Consider the following 17,492-nt stretch of genomic DNA (forward strand, 5'->3'; position numbering starts at 1 on the left):
GCCTTTCTTCGTCATGCCGCCGGGTCGATCCCGCGTCCCGGCCCCCAAAGGAGGATGTGGTGATCAAGACCGAGCCTGCACGCCCGTCGCGCTCTGCCTTTCTGGGCGAGCTGTTCGAGCAGTTGACCGAACGCGGCCGGCGCCTGCTCGGCCGGCGCGATGGGGATCGCGTGGTCGAGGCCCTCGACCTTTCCGAACTGGCCGAACTGCTGCTGTCGCGGCGCGGCGAGGCCTCGGGGGTGGCGCTGGCGCGGGCGCTGCTGTCGGCCTTCGAGCAGGCGGACGAAAACGCGCGGCTTGCCTTCCTGCAGACCCTCGCCCACCGCTTCGGGCCGGACCTGGACGCGGTTCAGGCGGCGCTGGCCGCGGTGCAGGCCGAACCCGCGTCCGCCGAGGCCGTTGAGGCGTTGCATATCGTGGCCGAACCGCGCCGGCAGGAACTGCTGCGGCGGCTGAACCTCGCGCCCGGCGGCACCGCCGCGCTGGTCCGCATGCGCGAGGAACTGCTGCGCCATCTCCGCGACCATCCCGAACTGCGCCGGGTGGACAGCGACTTCGCGCATCTTTTCGCCTCGTGGTTCAACCGCGGCTTCCTGGTGCTGCGCCATATCGACTGGACCACGCCTGCCAATATCCTGGCGAAGATCATCCGCTACGAGGCCGTCCACGAGATCCGCAACTGGGACGACTTGCGCAACCGCCTGGAACCCACCGACCGGCGCTGCTACGCGTTCTTTCACCCGCAACTGGCGGACGAGCCGCTGATCTTCGTCGAGGTGGCGCTGACCGAGGCGATCCCCGACAACGTGGCATCGCTGCTGGCGCTCGACCGCCAACCGATCGAGGCGGAACGGGCCACCACGGCGGTGTTCTATTCGATCTCGAACACCCAGCGGGGCTTGGCGGGCGTGTCCTTCGGCAACCTCCTGATCAAGCAGGTGGTCGAGGACCTCAAGGCCGAGCTGCCCGACATCCGCAGCTTCGTCACCCTGTCGCCTGTTCCGGGCTTTGCGGCTTGGCTCGCGCAGCAGCGCGACGACGCGGCCTCCGACCTGCTGACCCCGGCCCAGCGCGAGGCCTTCGCCCTTCTGAACAGGCCCGGCTGGCATGGGGACGCGCAGGCGGTGGAAAGCCTGCGTGCGCCGCTTCTGGCCGCCGCCGCCACCTATTTCCTGAGCGCGCGCGATGCGAAGGGCCGGATGATCGACCCGGTGGCGCGCTTCCACCTCGGGAATGGGGCGCGGCTGGAACGGCTGAACTTCCTGGGGGACCTTTCCCCCAATGGTCTGCGGCAATCGCACGGGCTGATGGTCAACTACCTTTACGACCTCGACCGGATCGAGGCGAACCACGAGGCCTTTGCCGAACGCAGCACCGTCGCCGCCTCGGGCGCGGTGCAACGCGCCCTGCCCGCCCCATCATCCTGACATCACCTGCCGGAGCCTGCCATGAACCTGTTCGAGACGATCACCCAGCGCGTGGCTGACCCCGCCGCCACCGCCATCGAGACCCCTTCGGGCGAGCACATCGCCTATGCCGACCTGATCGACCGCATCGGACGCATGGCGGATGCGCTGGTCGATCTGGGCGTCGCCCCCGGCGACCGTGTGGCCGTGCAGGTGGAAAAGTCGGTCGAGGCGATCATCCTTTATCTCGCCACCGTGCGGGCGGGCGCGGTCTTCCTGCCGCTGAACACCGGCTACACCCCGGCCGAGGTGGACTACTTCCTGACCGACGCCGAGCCGCGGATCTTCGTCTGCGATCCTGTCCGGGAAGAGGCGCTGCGGCCGCTGGCCGAGACCGCCGGCGCCCGCGTCCTGACGCTGGACGCCGCGGGCCGGGGCAGCCTGGCCGACGCGGCTGCCGGCATGGCCGGGGATTTCGCCACCGTGCCCCGCGCGGACGACGACCTTGCGGCGCTGCTTTACACTTCGGGCACCACGGGGCGGTCCAAGGGGGCGATGCTCAGCCACGGCAACCTCGCCTCGAACTCGCTGGCGCTGGTCGAGGCCTGGCGCTTTTCGGCCAGCGACGTGCTGATCCACGCGCTGCCGATCTTCCACACCCACGGTCTGTTCGTGGCCACCAACGTGGTGCTGCTGTCCGGCGCCTCGATGATCTTCCTGCCGAAGTTCGACCCCGACCGGATCTTCGCGGCGATGCCGCGGGCGACCGTGCTGATGGGGGTGCCGACCTTCTACACCCGCCTTCTGGAAGACCGGCGGCTGGACAGGGAAACGACGCAGGGGATGCGGCTGTTCATTTCCGGCTCGGCTCCCCTGCTGGCCGACACCCACCGCGCATGGCAGGCGCGGATCGGCCACGCCATCCTCGAACGCTACGGCATGACCGAAACGAACATGAACAGCTCGAACCCTTACAACGGCGAGCGGATCGCCGGCACCGTGGGCCAGCCGCTACCGGGGGTCGAGATCATCGTCACCGACCCGGAAACCGGCGCGGAACTGCCGGGGGGCGAGATCGGCATGATCGAGGTGCGCGGCCCCAATGTCTTCCAAGGCTACTGGCGGATGCCTGAAAAGACGGCGGCCGAGTTGCGCCTGAACGGCTTCTTCATCACCGGCGACCTCGGCCGCTTCGACGAGCGCGGCTACCTGCACATCGTCGGGCGCGGCAAGGACCTGATCATCACCGGCGGCTACAACGTCTATCCCAAGGAGATCGAGACCGAGATCGACGCCCTGCCCGGCGTGACCGAATCGGCCGTCATCGGCCTGCCGCACCGCGACTTCGGCGAAGGCGTCACCGCGGTCGTCGTTCCGGCCGGCCTCCCGGCGCTGACCGAGGCCGATGTCCTGCACCCGCTGGAATCGCGGCTGGCGAAGTTCAAGCTGCCCAAGCGCGTGGTCTTTGTCGAGGAACTGCCCCGCAACACCATGGGCAAGGTCCAGAAGAACCTGCTGCGCGACCGCTTCGCGGACCTTTACCGCCCGTGACCGGCGCATCCTGCAACGGCAAGGCAGCGCCCCTGCCTTGCCGCCGCCGTGGCATGGCTTCGCGGGGATTGCAGTATCGCTTTCGGGCGGCAGTCCCCGCGTTCCCCGGCGCGACGCCGCCACGCGCGGATGAAGCCTGCGGAACCTTCGGCCACCTTGCCGCTTTCCGTCCGTGCATCCTTGCCGCATATTCTGGATCAGATGTGCGACAGCAAAAACGGCGACGGTTGGATGGATGAAGAGTTCATGCGGGACGCGGCGAAGCCCATCGACTGGCGCAGCGCCGTCGATCTGCGGCTGGCAGAGATTGCCCGAGGGTTCGGGCGCGCCTCGCCCGATCTGGGGCGGGCGATGTCGGATGCGGTGCTTGCACCCGGCAAGCGCTTCCGCGCGATGGTCCTGCTGATCGCGGGCGAGGCGACCGGCGGCGTCAGGCCAGCGCTGATCGACGCGGCCTGTGCGATCGAGCTGGTGCATACCGCCTCTCTCGTCTTCGACGACCTGCCCTGCATGGATGACGCGCAGGCGCGGCGGGGCCGTCCGACCACGCATCTGGTGCATGGCGAATGCCGTGCGATCCTTGCCGGCATCGCGCTGGTGACCGAGGCGATGCGGCTGCTTGCCACCGCCCGCGATGCCGACGCCGACACGCGCGCCCGCCTTGTGGCGGTGCTTGCCGGCGCGGTCGGCCCGCAGGGGCTTTGCGCCGGGCAGGACCTCGACATCCATGCGTCCAAGGACGTGGCGGGCATCCAGAAGGAACAGGACCTCAAGACCGGGGCACTGTTCGTTGCCGGGTTCGAGATGTTCGGCCTGCTGCAGCGCCTGGGTGCAAGGGACATGGAGACGCTGTCGGCGCTGGGCCGGACCCTTGGCCGCGCCTTCCAGTCCTACGACGATCTTCTTGACGTCCAGGCCGAGGCCGGGGCGCTTGGCAAGGACACCGGCCGCGATGCGCATGGCCATGGACCCGCGCGCGGGGTGCTGGCGGTCCGCAGCCCGGCGCAGGCGCAGGCGCATTACGACGCGCTGCGCGCGGAACTGGACCTGCTGCTGGGAAATTGCGGCTTCAACAGCCTGCCGCTGGCCCGGCATGTCGGGCGCGTCCTGCCGCGCCGCGCCATCCGCGCCGCCTGAGGATCACGCGCGCGGGCGGGTCCACAACCCCTCGCGCAAAGGCTTCGGCGGAAGGACGCGCGATCGGCCCGCATCCCCCAGCGCGCGCAAGGCCAGCCCCGCCTTGGCCGCACCCGAGGTGCCGATGCGCTGGCGGTAGGCTTCCGGCCCGCCCTTGCGGATGCGGGCGCCGATCGCCCGATAGATCCGCGCCGCCGCCGCGATCGACCAGGCGCAGCGGGCGGGCAGCGCCGGAAGGCCCGCGAAGGCCGAGGCATAGTAAGGTTCGGCCGCGTCCAGCAGGCGCAGGATGACGGCGTAAAGCTGGGGTGAGGGAATGTCGCCCTCGATGGTGGCACCTGCCTCGTCCAGCCAGTCGCCGGGCAGATAGACTCGCCCGATCCGGGCGTCATCGATGACGTCGCGGGCGATGTTGGTCAGTTGGAACGCCAGCCCCAGGTCGCAGGCGCGGTCCAGCACCGCCTGATCCCGCACCCCCATGACGCGGGCCATCATCACACCGACGACCCCCGCGACATGGTAGCTGTAGTCCAGCGTGTCGTTCAGTGTCCGATACGCGCGCCCTTCGACGTCCATGGCGAAGCCGTCGATCAGGTCCATGGGCCAGCGGTCGGGAAAGTCGTGCCGCCGCGCCACCGCCTGCAGCGCAGCGAACGGCGGGGTCATCGGCCCCGTGCCGTGCAGCGCCTCCAGCGTCTCGGCCTTGAGCCGCGCGAGCCGCTCCTCAGGATCGCCGCCCGCCTGAGGCGCGCTGCCAAGCTCCTGCCCGTCCACCACGTCGTCGGCATGGCGGCACCAGGCGTAAAGCATGATCGTATCCTCGCGGATGCCCCTAGGCATCAGCTTCGCGGCCGCCGCGAAGCTTTGCGAGCCAGCCGCGATGGCGGCCTGCGATTCGGCGACCGGCGCCGTCATGCCGCGCCCGCGTCGGCCAGCATCACGCCTGCGGTGGCCTTGGCGGAGCCCACGACCCCGGGGATGCCCGCGCCGGGATGGGTGCCCGCGCCGACGATGTAGAAGTTGCGGATACTGCGGTCGCGGTTGTGGGGCCGGAACCAGGCGGATTGGCGCAGGATCGGCTCGACCGAGAAGGCGCTGCCGTGATGGGCGTTCAGCTCCGACGCGAAGTCGGCGGGCGAGAAGATGCGTTTCACCCGCAGGTTGGCGCGCAGGTTGGGGATCAGCCGCTCCTCGACGCTGGCGAGGATGCGGTCGGCATAAGCCTCGCCCTCGGCGGCCCAGTCGATCGCCGCGCGGCCGAGATGCGGGACGGGGGCGAGGACGTAATGCGTGGACATCCCCGGCGGCGCAAGGCTGTCGTCGGTCACACTGGGCGAATGGAGGTAGAGCGAGAAATCCTCGGCGAGCTTCGGTCCGCGGAAGATCTCGTTCACCAGCTCGCGGTAGCGGGGGCCGAAGAGGATGGTGTGATGCGCCAGCCCCTCGGGGCGCTGCGACAGGCCGAAGTGGATCACGAACAGCGACATGGACCAGCGCTGGCGTTTCAGCAGCGCGGCCTTGGTCCGCCCGCGCCGGGTGCCGCCCAGAAGATCGCGATAGCTGTGCATCACGTCGGCATTGCTGGCGACCATGTCGGCGGTCAGGCGGGTGCCATCCGCCAGCGTCACGCCGGTGGCGCGAGCGCCTTCGGTCTCGATCCGCGCCACCTTGGCGTTCAGGCGCAGCGTGCCGCCAAGGCGCTGGAACAGCGTGGCCATGCCGGACACCAGCGCATTGGTGCCGCCTTGCGCGAACCACACGCCGCCGCGCCGTTCCAGCGCGTGGATCAGCGCGTAAATCGAACTGGTCGAGAATGGATTGCCGCCCACCAGCAGCGTGTGAAAGGAAAACGCCTGCCGCAGATGGGGGTCCTTGATGAAGCGCGCGACGACGCTGTGAACCGAGCGATAGGCCTCCAGCCGCACCAGCGCGGGGGCGGCCTGAAGCATCTGGCCCAGCTTGAGGAAGGGCACGGTGCCGAGCCGCAGGTAGCCTTCCTGATAGACCTGTTCCGCATAATCGTGGAACCGGCGGTAGCCGTCGAGGTCGGCGGGGTTGAAGGCAGCGATCTCGCGCTCCAGCGCGTTGCCGTCGTTGACGTAGTCGAAGCGTTTCCCGTCCGGCCAGAGCAGCCGGTAGAAGGGGTTGACCGGCAGCAGGGTCACGTCGCGGGCCATCTCCTGCCCAGACAGCGCCCAAAGCTCGCGCAGGGAATCGGGATCAGTGATGACGGTGGGACCGGCGTCGAAGACATGGCCTTCCTCGCGCCAGACATAGGCGCGGCCGCCGGGCTTGTCGCGGGCTTCCAGCAGCGTTGTGGCGATGCCCGCCGATTGCAGGCGGATGGCAAGCGCCAGCCCGCCGAAGCCAGCGCCGATGACGATGGCGGTGCGAGGAGAGGTCACGCGGTTTCCTTCAGCAGCGGCGCTTCGCGCAGGCAGGGCAGCGCGTCGCGGATGGGAATGGGGGGCTTGCCGCTGACGATCCGCAGCCGGTCCAGCCGGGTCAGCTTTCCGGCGTAGAAGCGTTCGATCAGCGGCTCGGGCAGGCGATAGAAGCGGGACAGGACGCGGTGGCGGCGGTCCGGCGGGCAGCCGCGGAACAGCATCCGATTGAGCAGGCGCAGGAAGCGGTCATCGCCCGCGCGGTCCAGCGCATGGGCGCAGACAGCGGAGAAGACCTCGGCCGTGGTCGGCCCCGCCGCCGCGACCACATCCGCCACCTGCGCGGCGACGGGCAGGGAATAGCCGGTGACGGGATGGAACAGGCCCGCGCGCAGACCCACGGGAGCTGGGCCGCCCTGCGCCTCCGCCCACAGCGCGGCGGCGTCATGGGCCAGCGCGATGGGCAGGACGCCGCGCTCGCGGCGGACCTCGCGGCCGGTCCAGCCCTTGTCGCTGGCATAATCGGCGATGGCGCAGACGATGGCCTCCTCGTCCAGCGTGGCGCCATCGCTGTAGCGAGTGTCCTCAATCAGCAGGCGCGTGGGGGAAAAGGGCAGCAGGTAGACGAAGCGGTAGCCGTCCTGCTGGGGCACCGTCGCGTCCATGATCAGCGGGCGGGTGACGCCATGGGGGGTGTTCATCTCGAACTCCAGCCCCACGAACTTCTGGTAGCCGGTGACGAGATGGCGCGAGGACCGCGCGCCGCGCCCGTCAATGACGCAGGGCGCCTCGATCCGTTCGGATCCGAGGGTCGCGCCGGTAGCGTCCAGCGCCGTGATCCCGGCATTCCAGCGAAGGGTGACGCCGGGCGTGTCCGCCAGCAGCCGCGCCAGCCCTGCGCCGTCAAGCGAGGCATAACCAGCCCGCAACACGCGGGAATGGTCGGGAAAGCGGACCTCCTGCCCCGGCCAGCGGCAGCGGATCGCGGGGGAAAGGCGGCGGTGCCAGGGCAGCCGCAGATCCGGGTCGTGGAAGGACCAGGTATGCGCATCCGACGGACTCGGCGCGCGGTCGAGCATCAGGATGCGCGCGCCGGGCCGCGCCTCGGCCACGGCAAGCGCGATCAGCGCATTGGCAAGGCCCGCACCGGCAAGGATGAGGTCCGGCGTCATGCGGCAAGCCTGCACTGAAGCTGCGCCTCGACCAGATCGGCGGCCCCAGTGGCACCGCCTGCCGCGCGGATTTCAGCGGCGGGCCGGGCAAGGGCCAAGCGGTGGGACGGGTCGGACAACACCGCCCCCAGCGCCTCGCGGATTGCGGCACGGGTGGCGCGGCGCAGGGGCACCACTCGGGCCGCGCCATGAAAGGCCAGCCGCGCGGCGGTCGCGGGCTGCTCGAATGCCAGGGGGATCGCGACCATCGGCACCTCGGCCCCCGCGCAGTCCAGCACCGTGTTCAGCCCGGCATGGGTCACGCAGGCATCAGCGCGGGCCAGCACTGCCCGCTGCGGAAAGAAGTCGCGCACCAGCGGCGCACCGGGCAACGCCCGCGCCTCGGCCTCGGTCAGCCCGCCGCAATGGGCAAGAACAAGGAACACGCCCAGATCCTCGGCCGCCCCGGCGATGGCAGCCAGAAGTCCCCGCCGGTTCCCTTGCAGCGTGCCGAGCGAGGCGAAAACAAGGGGCCGGCCGCCGGTGTCGATCTCGAACTCGCCTGCCGCATCGTCCCGCAGCGGACCGACCGCCCGTGCGCCCCGCCCCGGCGCATGGGGGAAGTCCAGCGAGGGCACCAATTGCCGCAGGTCCAGATCGGGCGAGATCCATTCGTCGATGCGCCGCCGCAGCGGCAGGCCATGCGCGCGGCAGCCCGCGGCCAGGGCGCGGGACTGCAGCATCATCAACGCGTCGGCCACGCGCCAGCCACCCCGGTTGCGCTTGCGGCCCGCCTTTCCCGCAAGAAAGGGCCAGTCCACGAAGGGCGGCGGGATCGCCTCGTCGCGGTCCAGCGGCAGGGCCGAGGCGAGGGTCACGCGCGGGATGCCCGCCGCTTCGGCGGCAAGGCTGGCGCCCGGTTCGGCCTGATCGGCGACGACCAGATCGGGGGAAAGCCGCCCCAGCGCCCGCGGCCCGCGCCGGACGAAGCTGCGGGTCGCCGCGGCGGTGGCCAGCAGCGTGCGGACCAGCCCCGCGCCGCGCAGGTCAGGGTCGCAGAGCCCGAGGCTGTCAAACCCAAGACCCTCGCGCGCCGCCAGCGGGCCAAGCCCCTCGCCCCCCACCATCCGGCAATCATGTCCCCGCGCCGCCAGCCTGCGGGCCAGCGCGCCATGGACGGCGGCGTGGCTTGACAGGGCGGGAAGGCAGAAGGCGATGCGGGCCATGCAGGCTCAGTCTTCGCCGCGGTCCGGGCGCCAGGCGTCCCGGTGCCGGGACTGCCGCCGTGCCAGCACGCCCGAGGTCTTCAGCCGCGCCTTGAGATCGTCCACCGGCGGCGCATAGACAAAGCCGAAGGACACGCAGTCGTCGCGCCCCTCGACCGCGTGATGCAGCCGATGCGCCTGGTAAAGCCTGCGGAAATAGCCGCGCCGGGGAATATAGCGGAATGGCCAGCGCTGATGCACGAGGCCATCGTGGACGACGAAATAGATCACGCCATAGACGCTCATCCCCACGGCGACCCACCACATCCACGGCCACCAGCGGCTGCCGATGACGAACAGCAGGATCGAGAGCGCGGCGAAGATAACGGCGTAAAGGTCGTTCTTCTCGAAGGGGCCGTGGGTTTCCTCGTGGTGCGACTTGTGCCAGCCCCAGCCCAAAGGACCGTGCATGATCCAGCGGTGGACGGAATAGGCCACGCCCTCCATCACCGCGACGGTCAGGACGACGATCAGGATCGGGCCAAGGACGCTCATGCCCCGTCCCTTCGAGTCGAGGGCAGCCGCCACCATGGCACTGCGGGGTGCAGGTGGTGTTCATGGTGATAGCCGCCAAAGTGGAAACAGGTCAGCAGCGACACAGGGTCGCTGACAATGGTGGACCGCGCGTTGTGGCGGTCGGGAAAGTCGCCATGGCCCGGCCGGTGCGGCAGCCAGGTTCCGAAAACGAAAAGCTGCATCGACGCAAGGATCGAGGGCACCGACCAGAAGGCCACATAGGGCCAGCGGCTTCCAAGGATCAGGGCGTAAAGCATTACCGTCCCTCCCAGAACCCAGAACTCCCGCCAGCCGAAATAGGTGCGGACAAAATCGGCATACCAGCGGACCGGCCCGCCATGGCCGAAGTCGGGGTCGTCGTCGGTGCCCGCATGACGGTGGTGGGCCATGTGCTTGACGATCAGCTTGCGCCAGGAAAACCCGGCGTAAAGCATCAGCGCCAGCCCGCCGACAGCGGCGTTGAGGCTCGGGCGGCCGGGTGCCACCGCGCCGTGCATGGCGTCATGGGCGACGATGAACAGGCCCACGGAAAGCCAGGTCAGTCCGATCAGGCACAAACCCGCCAGCAGCGGATGGGCCGTGGCGTCCAGATGCCAGACGGCGAAGATGTGCAAGGCCAGCCATGCGCCGATCACCCCTGCCGCAAGGGTCATGCCGATCAGGCTGGTGGCAAGGGGTCGTCGCAGCGCCTGTGGCAAGCGGGTTCTTCCTTCTTCATCCTGTAACGCCTGTGCCAGGATATAGCAGCACGAGGGCCGCTTCCAGTAGTCACCTGCCGCAGGTCTCACGCAAGGGGCGCGTGGCGCAGTGCCTCAAGATCGCGCGAGCCGGTGCAGAACATGGCAATGCGAAGCTGCTCGATGACCTCGGACAGATACGCGGCCAGCGCCTCGGCCCCCTCACGCGCGGCGGGCAGCGCGCCCGCCGCCTGCCCCGCCAGATCCGCGCCCAAGCGGATCGCGCGGGCCACGTCCAGCCCGTGGCGGATGCCGCCCGAGGCGATCAGCACCGTGCCCGGCCACATGATCGGGGCCATCGCTGAAACCGCCTCGGCCGTCGGGATGCCCCAGTCGAAGAAGGGCGCGGCGATGCGGCGCAGGCGGTCGCCGCCGCGCTCGGCCTCGACCCGCGCCCAGCTTGTGCCGCCGACCCCCGCCACGTCGAGGATCGTGACGCCTGCATCCATGAGCCGCCGTCCGACATCGGCCGACAGGCCGGCGCCCACCTCCTTGACGCCAAGGGGCACGGGCAGGGCGCGGGCCAGCGCCTCGATCCTCGGCAGCAGGTCCGAAAAGTCCCGATCGCCGCCGGGCTGGATCGCCTCCTGCAGCGGGTTGAGATGCAGCATCAGGGCATCCGCTTCCAGCATCTCGACCGCGCGGCGCGCCTCGTCCGCGCCCATCCCGCGCCGCAGTTGCACCGCCCCCAGATTGCCGAGGATCGGCACATCCGGCGCCCGAGCCCGCAACTCGGGGCCAAGCCCGCCCGCCCCGCGTCCCTCGATGGCGATGCGCTGCGATCCGACCGCAAGCGCCAAGCCCAAGGCGCCGCAGGCCTCGGCGATGGACAGGTTGATGCGGGCGGCCCCGGGCGTGCCGCCGGTCATGGCCGACACCATCAGCGGCGCGGACAGGCGGCGGCCGAGAAAGCGCGTGGCGGTGTCGATGGCGTCATAGTCCAGTTCCGGCAACGCATTGTGCAGGAAATGCACGTTGTCGAAGCCGGTTGCGCGCGAAAGCTGGATACCCTTTCCCGCGCCGACGATCGCCAGATGCTCGGACTTGCGGCCCTTGATCTCGTTCATGGTCCCCCAGCACCGGCTAGCCTGCGCGATAGGCGCGCAGGAAACCCTCCACCACATGGTTCAGGAACGCCTCGCCGTCCAGCGGATAGTCCCGCGCGCCGCCAAGCTGCCCCTGGTGCAGCGCCCCCAGCAGCAGGGGTGAGGCAAGCGCAAGCGCCGCCATGCGGGTGTCGACCGCACGCATCTGGCCGCGGGCGACATGGGCATCCAGCCGCTCGGTGAGGGCAAGGACGAAAGGCTCGAACATGCTGTGGATGAAGGCGGGGCCGAGCAGATCGTTCCGCATCCCCTCGACCATGCCCATCGCCAGCGCATCCGCCACCCCGTGTTGCGTCAGCGCCCGCCAGGCCATGGCCGCCGCGTCGCGGACCGAGGCGTCAAGCTGGGGCCCCGCCTGCCGGGTAGCCGTGAACTGCCCCTGCCCGCGCCGGCCCGAATCGGCAAAGACCGCCACCACGATGTCGTCGCGCTTGCCGAAGTAATGGTTCAGGGTGGACACGCTGCAGCCTGCAGCCGTCGCGAGTTCGCGCAGCGTTGGCCGGCCCGCGCCGCGCAGCAGCAGGCGTCCCCGCAACCGCGCCAGCAGCTCGCCGCGCCGTTCGTCGAAGCGTGCGTTGCGGACGCCCTTGGACCTCACGTCCCCTCGCTTCCTGCCGCGGATCGCGGCGGTCTTCCATCGGCCCTCAGCGCAATATCATCCTGGCCGTGCCAAGCACAAATCCGTCGTGGATCATCAGGGCGACGGCGATCTCGGCCAGTCCGCCGCCCGCGATGACCAGCCAGCGCGGGAAGTTATGCGCCGCAAGAAAGCCCAAGGCAACAAAGCCCGTGTCGCTCAGGGCGTTCACGATGCTGTCGCCCTGATAGACATCGATACCATCGGGGTCGTTGAACAGTGAAATGACCCAAGGGGTGTTCTCGACGATCTCCCACAGGCCGCTGCAGGCGATCACCAGCAGCAGGCGGGTTCCGACCGGCCAGCCGGGCCGCAGCCGCCGTGCAAGAAAGAACAGCGCCGCCCCCGAGATCGCGTGAAGCGCCGAATAGAAGTCGGTCAGATGCTGCGAGTTGTGGGACAGGGCGGTGCTGGGATTCCACCAGTAGAGCGGCACGTTTTCCGGCAGAAATTCGCGGCCCAGGAACAGCAGCCACAGCACCACTGCGGCATTGATCAGCAGGATGCCCAGTGCCAGCGTCAGCAGCGGCTGCCCGCCACGAAACGCAAGCGAGCCCCCCACGGGCCGGGGCGGGATCATGTCCGCGGGGCGGTTCATGTCATCGAAGTGCAAAGGGGAACGCTCTCCTTGCTGGCTGCGGGGGCTGCGCCTGCCTGTTACTCGGACCGCAGGATCGCGGCGGGTTTGACCGTCAACGCCCGCAGCGCGAAGGCCAGTTCCGCCGCAAGCGTCGCAATCACGCCACCGGCGACCAGAATGACGGCGCTGGACCAGATCACCCGGTGGTCGGTGTCCAGCACAAAATGCGCCACCGCCCATCCCCCCACGGCCCCGGCCGCGATCGCGGCGATGCCGGCGATCAGCCCCAGCAACGCCGCTCGCAGCGCAAAGCTGCGCAGGATCAGCCCCCGGCTGGCCCCCAGCGTCTTGAGGATCGCGGCCTCGTAGCGGCGCGCCCGCGCGGCGGCCAGCGCCGTGCCGATCAGCACGGCGAAGCCGGTGACCAGCGTAGCCGCCGCACCCCAGCGCACGGCCGCGCCGATGCCGGCCAGCAGCCCCGCGACCCGCTCGATGGCCTCGCCCACGGGGATGGCGGTGACATTGGGCCAGCGGTCGCCGATCTCGCGCAGGATGGCGGTCTCGGCCTCCGGCCCGGCATAGACGGTGGCGATCCAGGTGTGCGGCGCGCCCTGCAGCGCGGCGGGGTTCATCGACATGACGAAGCCGATACCCGCGTTCCTGAAATCCACCTGCCGGAACGAGGCGATGGTGCCGGTGATGTCGCGCCCCAGGACATTGACGGTCAGGGTGTCGCCCAGCGACAGGCCGATCTCGGCGGCTTCTTCGGCGGAAAAGCTGATAAGGGGCGGGCCGTCGTAACCGGCGGGCCACCACTCGCCTGCCGTGATCGTCGTGCGCGAGGGCGGGTTGTCGGAATAGGTCAGGCCGCGGTCCCCCCGGACGACCCAGTGATCGCCCGCCACCTCGGTCGCCGGGCGGCCGTTGATCCGGGTGACGACGCCCCGCAGCATCGGCGCGGCCTCGACGCGGCTGACGCCGGGATTGCCGCGGGCAAGGGTGAGGAAGTCCCCGATCTGGTCGGGCTGCACATCGACGAAGAAGAAGGACGGCGCGACGCCCGGCATTTCCGATTCGATCGCGCGGCGCAGGGTGCCGTCGATCTGGCCCACCACCGCCAGCACCGCGAGGCCAAGTCCAAGCGACAGCACGACGCCCGTGGCATCCCCCCGATGCGTCCTGAGCGCCCCCAGCGCCAGCCGCAGGGCCGGGCGCCGGCGGGCAAGCGGCATCAGTCCGCCTGCCAGCGGCGCCGCCAGCAGCGCGACAACCGCCAGCAGCGCCAGCGTGCCGGCAACCCCGCCCAGCGTCCAGAGCGTCAGCCGCCAGTTGCCCGAGAAAGCCGCCGCCGCCAGCAGGAACAGCCCCGCAAGGGCGGTGATCATTGCCAGATACCTGGGCCGCGGCACCCTGCGACCCGCGTCCACAGCCGAGCGGAACAAGACCGCCGCGCGGGTGTCGGCCGCCAGGGCCAGCGGCCACAGCGCAAAGGCAAGGGCGGCCAATGCGCCGTAAAGCGCAGCCTCGGCCAGCGGTCCGGGAAAGACGCCGAAGGTCGCCGGCATCGGCAGGCGCGCTTCGATCACCGGGGCCAGCAGCAGCGGCAGCGCGGCGCCCAGCGCCAGCCCCAGCATGATCCCGAGTGCGGTCATCAACCCAATCTGGATCAGGTAGGTCAGGAATATCACGCGGCGGCTGGCGCCCAGGGACTTGAGCGTGGCGATCACCGGCAGCTTCGCGTCCAGCCATGCGCGGACGGCGGCCGAGACGCCGACCCCGCCAACCGCAAGGCCCGACAGACCGATCAGGATCAGGAAGGCCCCCAGCCGGTCCACGAAGCCCGAAAGCCCCGGCGCCCCGTCCCGCGCATCGCGCCAGCGGGCGCCCGCGCCCTCCAGCGCAGCCATCGCCTGCCCCCGGGCGGTGCCGAGGTCGGTGCCGGGAGGCAGCAGCAGCCGGTATTGCGCCTCGAACAGCGTCCCCGGCCCCAGCAGTCCGCTTTGCGCCAAATCCGACGTGCGGACGATGGTGATGGGACCAAGCGCGAGGCTTTCCCCCGCATTGTCGGGGAAGCTGTCGAGGATCGCCGTCAGCGTGAACGCCTGTTCGCCCAGCCGGAAGCCGTCGCCGGGGGAAAGGCCGAGGCGCTCGGCCAGCACCCGTTCCATCACCGCGCCGGGATCGCCGCCTGAAGAAAGCGCCTGATCCCAAGAGATCGGCGGGGACAGCCGGACAGCGCCGACCAGCGGATAGGCGTCGTCCACCGCCTTCACCTGCGTCAGGGCGCGCTCGCTCTGCCCGTGGCGCAGGACGGTCGCCATGGACCGGAACTCGGCTGTCTCGGACACCGCCGAGGCGATCCGGTCCAGCGCCGCGCGCTCGGCACCGGTGGCGAAGCGGTAGGTCAGCTCGACCTCGGCATCGCCTCCCAGCAGCGCGGCGCCGTTGCGCGCCAGCCCCGCCTCGATCGAGGCGCGCACGGTTCCGACCGCCGCCAGCGCCGCCACCGCCAGCGCAAGGCAGGTCAGGAAGATGCGGAAGCCGGCAAGCCCGCCCCGCATCTCGCGGCGTGCAAGGGTCCAGGCGAGGCGCAGGGTCATGCCGCCTGCTCCAGCCGGCCGTCGCGCAGGCGGATGATGCGGGCGCAGCGCGCGGCGATTTCCGGCGCGTGCGTCACCATCACCAGCGTCGTGCCGCTGTCCCGCACCATCCCGAACAGGAGGTCCGCGATCTGCGCGCCGGTCGTCTCGTCGAGGTTGCCCGTCGGCTCGTCCGCCAGCAGGATCGCGGGACGCGGGGCCAGGGCGCGGGCCAGCGCGACCCGCTGCTGCTCGCCCCCGGAAAGCTGCGAGGGATAATGATGCGCGCGCCCGGCAAGACCCACGGCTGCAAGCCCTTCGCGCGCCCGCGCTGCGGCATCGGGCGCATGGGCAAGCTCAAGCGGGACAGCCACGTTTTCCAGCGCGGTCATGGTCGGGATCAGGTGAAAGCTCTGGAAGACGATGCCCATGTGGTCGCGGCGGAAGCGGGCCAGCGCGTCCTCGCCCATCGCGGTCAGGTCGTGGCCCAGCGCGCGGACCCGCCCGCCCGTCGCCTGTTCCAGCCCGCCCATCAGCATCAGCAGCGACGACTTGCCCGACCCGGACGGCCCGACCAGCCCGACCGTCTCACCCTTTTCCACGGCAAGGGTGATGCCGTGCAGGATCTCGACCGGACCGGCGCTGGAACGCAGGGTCAGGCGCACATCATCAAGGGACAGGACCGGGTCCGGCATCGCGCGTCTCCATTCAAGGGTCCGCGCTGGGGCGGCGAATGTGCAACGTTGTGACCGGCGTGCCGGTGCCATCGCCTCACGGCGACATTATGTCCGGGCGAAACGGAGGACTGCAATGCTTGCACGCATGATCGGGATCACGCTTCTGTCTGCCCTGCCCGCCGCGGCAGAGCCGGTGACGGTAGCCGCCTTGGGGGACAGCCTGACGCAGGGCTACGGCCTGCCGCAACAGGAAGGGCTGGTCCCGCAACTGCAGGCGTGGCTACGGGAACGGGGGGCCGAGGTCACACTGGTCAACGCGGGCGTGTCGGGCGACACCACGGCGGGCGGGCTGTCTCGCGTGGACTGGACGCTGACGCCCGAGGTGGGGGGCATGATCGTGGCGCTGGGCGGCAACGACCTGCTGCGCGGGATCGATCCGGCGGTGAGCCGGAAGAACCTTTCCGGCATCCTCGACGCCGCGCGGAAGGCCGAGGTGCCCGCGATGCTGATCGGCATCGGCGCGCCCGCGAATTACGGGGCCGAGTTCCAGACGGCGTTCAACGGCGTTTATACCGATCTCGCGCAAAGCTACGAGGTGCCGCTGATCCCGTCGATGCTGGACGCCATCGTGGCGGCGCGCGACCCGCTGTCGCTGATGCAGCCGGACGGCATCCACCCGAACGCCGAGGGCGTCCGGGTGATCGTCGAAGGCATCGGCCCGCAGGTGCTGCAGTTCGTGGCCGCCCTTGGCGCCTGCGAACAGGGCTGCACGGACGGCTAGGCCGTCAGAACGGGCTGTCGGGGAAGTAGAAGGCTTCCGCGTTCTCGGGCGTGATGAGCTGGCTGCCGATGATGTAGCGGCCCGCCATCGGCGCGTTCGATACGAAATGCAGCGCCGTCATCTCGATCGCCGAGGAGATCAGCGCCGGAGGATAGGTCACGTTCACCGGCAGTTGCGGGTCCTTGTCCATGATCCGCTTGACGATGTCCTTCATGCCCGCGCCGCCGACGACGACCATCTGGTCCCCACGCCCCGCCTGGGCGATGGCCTCCAGCACGCCCACGGCCATGTCGTCGTCCGCCGCCCAGACCGCGTTGATTTCAGAATATTTGGCCAGGTAGTCCTGCATCACGTTGAAGGCGTCGTCGCGGTTCCAGTTGCCGTGCTGCATGTCGAGGATTTCCTTGTCGGACCCCTCGAGCGCCGCCTGGAAGGCCTCGACCCGCTCGTTGTCGAGCGTGGTCGGGATGCCCCGCAGCACGACGATCTTGGCGCCGGCGGGCAGGTTGTCGCGGAAATATTCGCCCGCGACGCGGCCGAAGGCGGTGTTGTCGCCGGCGACATACAGGTCCTCGATGCCTTCCTCGGACAGCCCCCGGTCCACGACGGTCACGAACTTGCCCGCCGCCTTCACCTGCCGGACCGGGTCGGTCAGCGGCTCGGATTCGAAGGGCAGCACCACCAGCCCGTCGATGTTGCGGGTGGCCAGCATGTCCTCGATGTCGGACACCTGCTTGGCGGCGTCGCCGGCCGTCGCCAGCACGAATTCGAGGTTCGGATAGACCTCGCCCAGCCGCTTGATCGTGTCCTGAGCGTGCCAGTTCAGCCCGCCCATGAAGCCGTGGGTGGCCGAGGGGATCGACACGCCGATCACCCGTTTCTCGGCCTCTTGCGCGAAGGCGGCGCCTGCCGCCAACGACAGCGCCGCGGCCGCCAGCGGCAGTTTCAGCAGATTGCGACGGATCATTCTTTCCTCCCCAGGATG

General features: G+C 70.0%; 16 protein-coding genes. 4 read left to right on the top strand and 12 right to left on the bottom strand.

Annotated elements, in window-relative coordinates; all coding sequences use genetic code 11:
- The first annotated feature begins 59 nt into the window (after window positions 1-59).
- From JGR78_RS08255 to JGR78_RS08265, 3 genes are all read left to right on the top strand, one after another.
- On the top strand, window positions 60-1,427 hold the full coding sequence (locus JGR78_RS08255) for a malonyl-CoA decarboxylase (protein ID WP_182791884.1): 1,368 nt from the start codon (window positions 60-62) through the stop codon (window positions 1,425-1,427).
- Window positions 1,428-1,448: 21 nt separating this feature from the next.
- On the top strand, window positions 1,449-2,957 hold the full coding sequence (locus JGR78_RS08260; protein WP_182791883.1) for a malonyl-CoA synthase: 1,509 nt from the start codon (window positions 1,449-1,451) through the stop codon (window positions 2,955-2,957).
- Between the two features lie 231 nt (window positions 2,958-3,188).
- The gene (locus tag JGR78_RS08265; RefSeq protein ID WP_182791882.1) at window positions 3,189-4,094 is read left to right on the top strand and encodes a polyprenyl synthetase family protein; all 906 of its coding nucleotides are present in this window, start codon (window positions 3,189-3,191) and stop codon (window positions 4,092-4,094) included.
- Between the two features lie 3 nt (window positions 4,095-4,097).
- Here JGR78_RS08265 and JGR78_RS08270 read toward each other — a convergent pair whose 3' ends face one another.
- The 11 genes from JGR78_RS08270 to JGR78_RS08320 form a co-directional block, all read right to left on the bottom strand.
- Window positions 4,098-5,009: a phytoene/squalene synthase family protein gene (locus JGR78_RS08270; RefSeq protein WP_182791881.1), complete on the bottom strand. Its 912-nt coding sequence runs from the start codon at window positions 5,007-5,009 to the stop codon at window positions 4,098-4,100.
- Window positions 5,006-6,499, bottom strand: a complete 1,494-nt coding sequence (locus JGR78_RS08275; RefSeq protein WP_182791880.1) for a phytoene desaturase — start codon at window positions 6,497-6,499, stop codon at window positions 5,006-5,008. The genes JGR78_RS08270 and JGR78_RS08275 overlap by 4 nt, the downstream gene beginning before the upstream one ends.
- Window positions 6,496-7,650 (bottom strand): lycopene beta-cyclase CrtY, encoded by a 1,155-nt coding sequence (crtY, locus tag JGR78_RS08280; RefSeq protein ID WP_182804259.1) that lies wholly within the window; start codon window positions 7,648-7,650, stop codon window positions 6,496-6,498. The genes JGR78_RS08275 and crtY overlap by 4 nt, the downstream gene beginning before the upstream one ends.
- Window positions 7,647-8,855 carry a glycosyltransferase gene (locus tag JGR78_RS08285; protein WP_182804257.1) on the bottom strand — a complete coding sequence of 403 codons (1,209 nt, stop codon included), beginning with the start codon at window positions 8,853-8,855 and terminating at the stop codon, window positions 7,647-7,649. Before JGR78_RS08285 ends, crtY begins: the two co-directional genes overlap by 4 nt.
- Window positions 8,856-8,861: 6 nt before the next feature.
- On the bottom strand, window positions 8,862-9,389 hold the full coding sequence (locus JGR78_RS08290; protein ID WP_182804255.1) for a sterol desaturase family protein: 528 nt from the start codon (window positions 9,387-9,389) through the stop codon (window positions 8,862-8,864).
- Window positions 9,386-10,108: a fatty acid desaturase gene (locus tag JGR78_RS08295; protein WP_200559271.1), complete on the bottom strand. Its 723-nt coding sequence runs from the start codon at window positions 10,106-10,108 to the stop codon at window positions 9,386-9,388. The genes JGR78_RS08290 and JGR78_RS08295 overlap by 4 nt, the downstream gene beginning before the upstream one ends.
- 86 nt (window positions 10,109-10,194) lie before the next feature.
- Complete coding sequence (gene fni, locus JGR78_RS08300) at window positions 10,195-11,214, bottom strand: type 2 isopentenyl-diphosphate Delta-isomerase (protein WP_182804253.1); 1,020 nt, start codon at window positions 11,212-11,214, stop codon at window positions 10,195-10,197.
- 16 nt (window positions 11,215-11,230) lie between these two features.
- Window positions 11,231-11,851 carry a TetR/AcrR family transcriptional regulator gene (locus JGR78_RS08305; RefSeq protein WP_182791875.1) on the bottom strand — a complete coding sequence of 207 codons (621 nt, stop codon included), beginning with the start codon at window positions 11,849-11,851 and terminating at the stop codon, window positions 11,231-11,233.
- Between the two features lie 46 nt (window positions 11,852-11,897).
- The gene (locus JGR78_RS08310) at window positions 11,898-12,488 is read right to left on the bottom strand and encodes a DUF2585 family protein (protein ID WP_182791874.1); all 591 of its coding nucleotides are present in this window, start codon (window positions 12,486-12,488) and stop codon (window positions 11,898-11,900) included.
- 59 nt (window positions 12,489-12,547) lie between these two features.
- A complete protein-coding gene (locus JGR78_RS08315) occupies window positions 12,548-15,070 on the bottom strand; it encodes an ABC transporter permease (RefSeq protein WP_182804248.1) in 2,523 nt (840 codons plus the stop codon).
- Window positions 15,067-15,744, bottom strand: a complete 678-nt coding sequence (locus JGR78_RS08320) for an ABC transporter ATP-binding protein (protein WP_182791872.1) — start codon at window positions 15,742-15,744, stop codon at window positions 15,067-15,069. Before JGR78_RS08320 ends, JGR78_RS08315 begins: the two co-directional genes overlap by 4 nt.
- A gap of 115 nt (window positions 15,745-15,859) precedes the next feature.
- Here JGR78_RS08320 and JGR78_RS08325 point away from each other — a divergent pair, with 115 nt between their 5' ends.
- Window positions 15,860-16,507 (top strand): arylesterase, encoded by a 648-nt coding sequence (locus JGR78_RS08325; RefSeq protein WP_182791871.1) that lies wholly within the window; start codon window positions 15,860-15,862, stop codon window positions 16,505-16,507.
- Window positions 16,508-16,511: 4 nt separating this feature from the next.
- On the opposite strand, the gene JGR78_RS08330 is transcribed toward JGR78_RS08325, so the two are convergent.
- The gene (locus JGR78_RS08330) at window positions 16,512-17,474 is read right to left on the bottom strand and encodes an ABC transporter substrate-binding protein (RefSeq protein WP_182791870.1); all 963 of its coding nucleotides are present in this window, start codon (window positions 17,472-17,474) and stop codon (window positions 16,512-16,514) included.
- Between the last annotated feature and the right edge of the window lie 18 nt (window positions 17,475-17,492).

Source organism: Paracoccus sp. MC1862, assembly GCF_016617715.1.
Classification (GTDB): domain Bacteria; phylum Pseudomonadota; class Alphaproteobacteria; order Rhodobacterales; family Rhodobacteraceae; genus Paracoccus.

Coding starts and splice junctions, on each gene's coding strand:
- JGR78_RS08325 (WP_182791871.1), top strand. CDS start 15,860: ATGCTTGCACGCATGATCGGGATCACGCTTCTGTCTGCCCTGCCCGCC.
- JGR78_RS08285 (WP_182804257.1), bottom strand. CDS start 8,855: ATGGCCCGCATCGCCTTCTGCCTTCCCGCCCTGTCAAGCCACGCCGCC.
- JGR78_RS08260 (WP_182791883.1), top strand. CDS start 1,449: ATGAACCTGTTCGAGACGATCACCCAGCGCGTGGCTGACCCCGCCGCC.
- JGR78_RS08310 (WP_182791874.1), bottom strand. CDS start 12,488: ATGAACCGCCCCGCGGACATGATCCCGCCCCGGCCCGTGGGGGGCTCG.
- JGR78_RS08270 (WP_182791881.1), bottom strand. CDS start 5,009: ATGACGGCGCCGGTCGCCGAATCGCAGGCCGCCATCGCGGCTGGCTCG.
- crtY (WP_182804259.1), bottom strand. CDS start 7,650: ATGACGCCGGACCTCATCCTTGCCGGTGCGGGCCTTGCCAATGCGCTG.
- JGR78_RS08315 (WP_182804248.1), bottom strand. CDS start 15,070: ATGACCCTGCGCCTCGCCTGGACCCTTGCACGCCGCGAGATGCGGGGC.
- JGR78_RS08330 (WP_182791870.1), bottom strand. CDS start 17,474: ATGATCCGTCGCAATCTGCTGAAACTGCCGCTGGCGGCCGCGGCGCTG.
- fni (WP_182804253.1), bottom strand. CDS start 11,214: ATGAACGAGATCAAGGGCCGCAAGTCCGAGCATCTGGCGATCGTCGGC.
- JGR78_RS08320 (WP_182791872.1), bottom strand. CDS start 15,744: ATGCCGGACCCGGTCCTGTCCCTTGATGATGTGCGCCTGACCCTGCGT.
- JGR78_RS08265 (WP_182791882.1), top strand. CDS start 3,189: ATGGATGAAGAGTTCATGCGGGACGCGGCGAAGCCCATCGACTGGCGC.
- JGR78_RS08290 (WP_182804255.1), bottom strand. CDS start 9,389: ATGAGCGTCCTTGGCCCGATCCTGATCGTCGTCCTGACCGTCGCGGTG.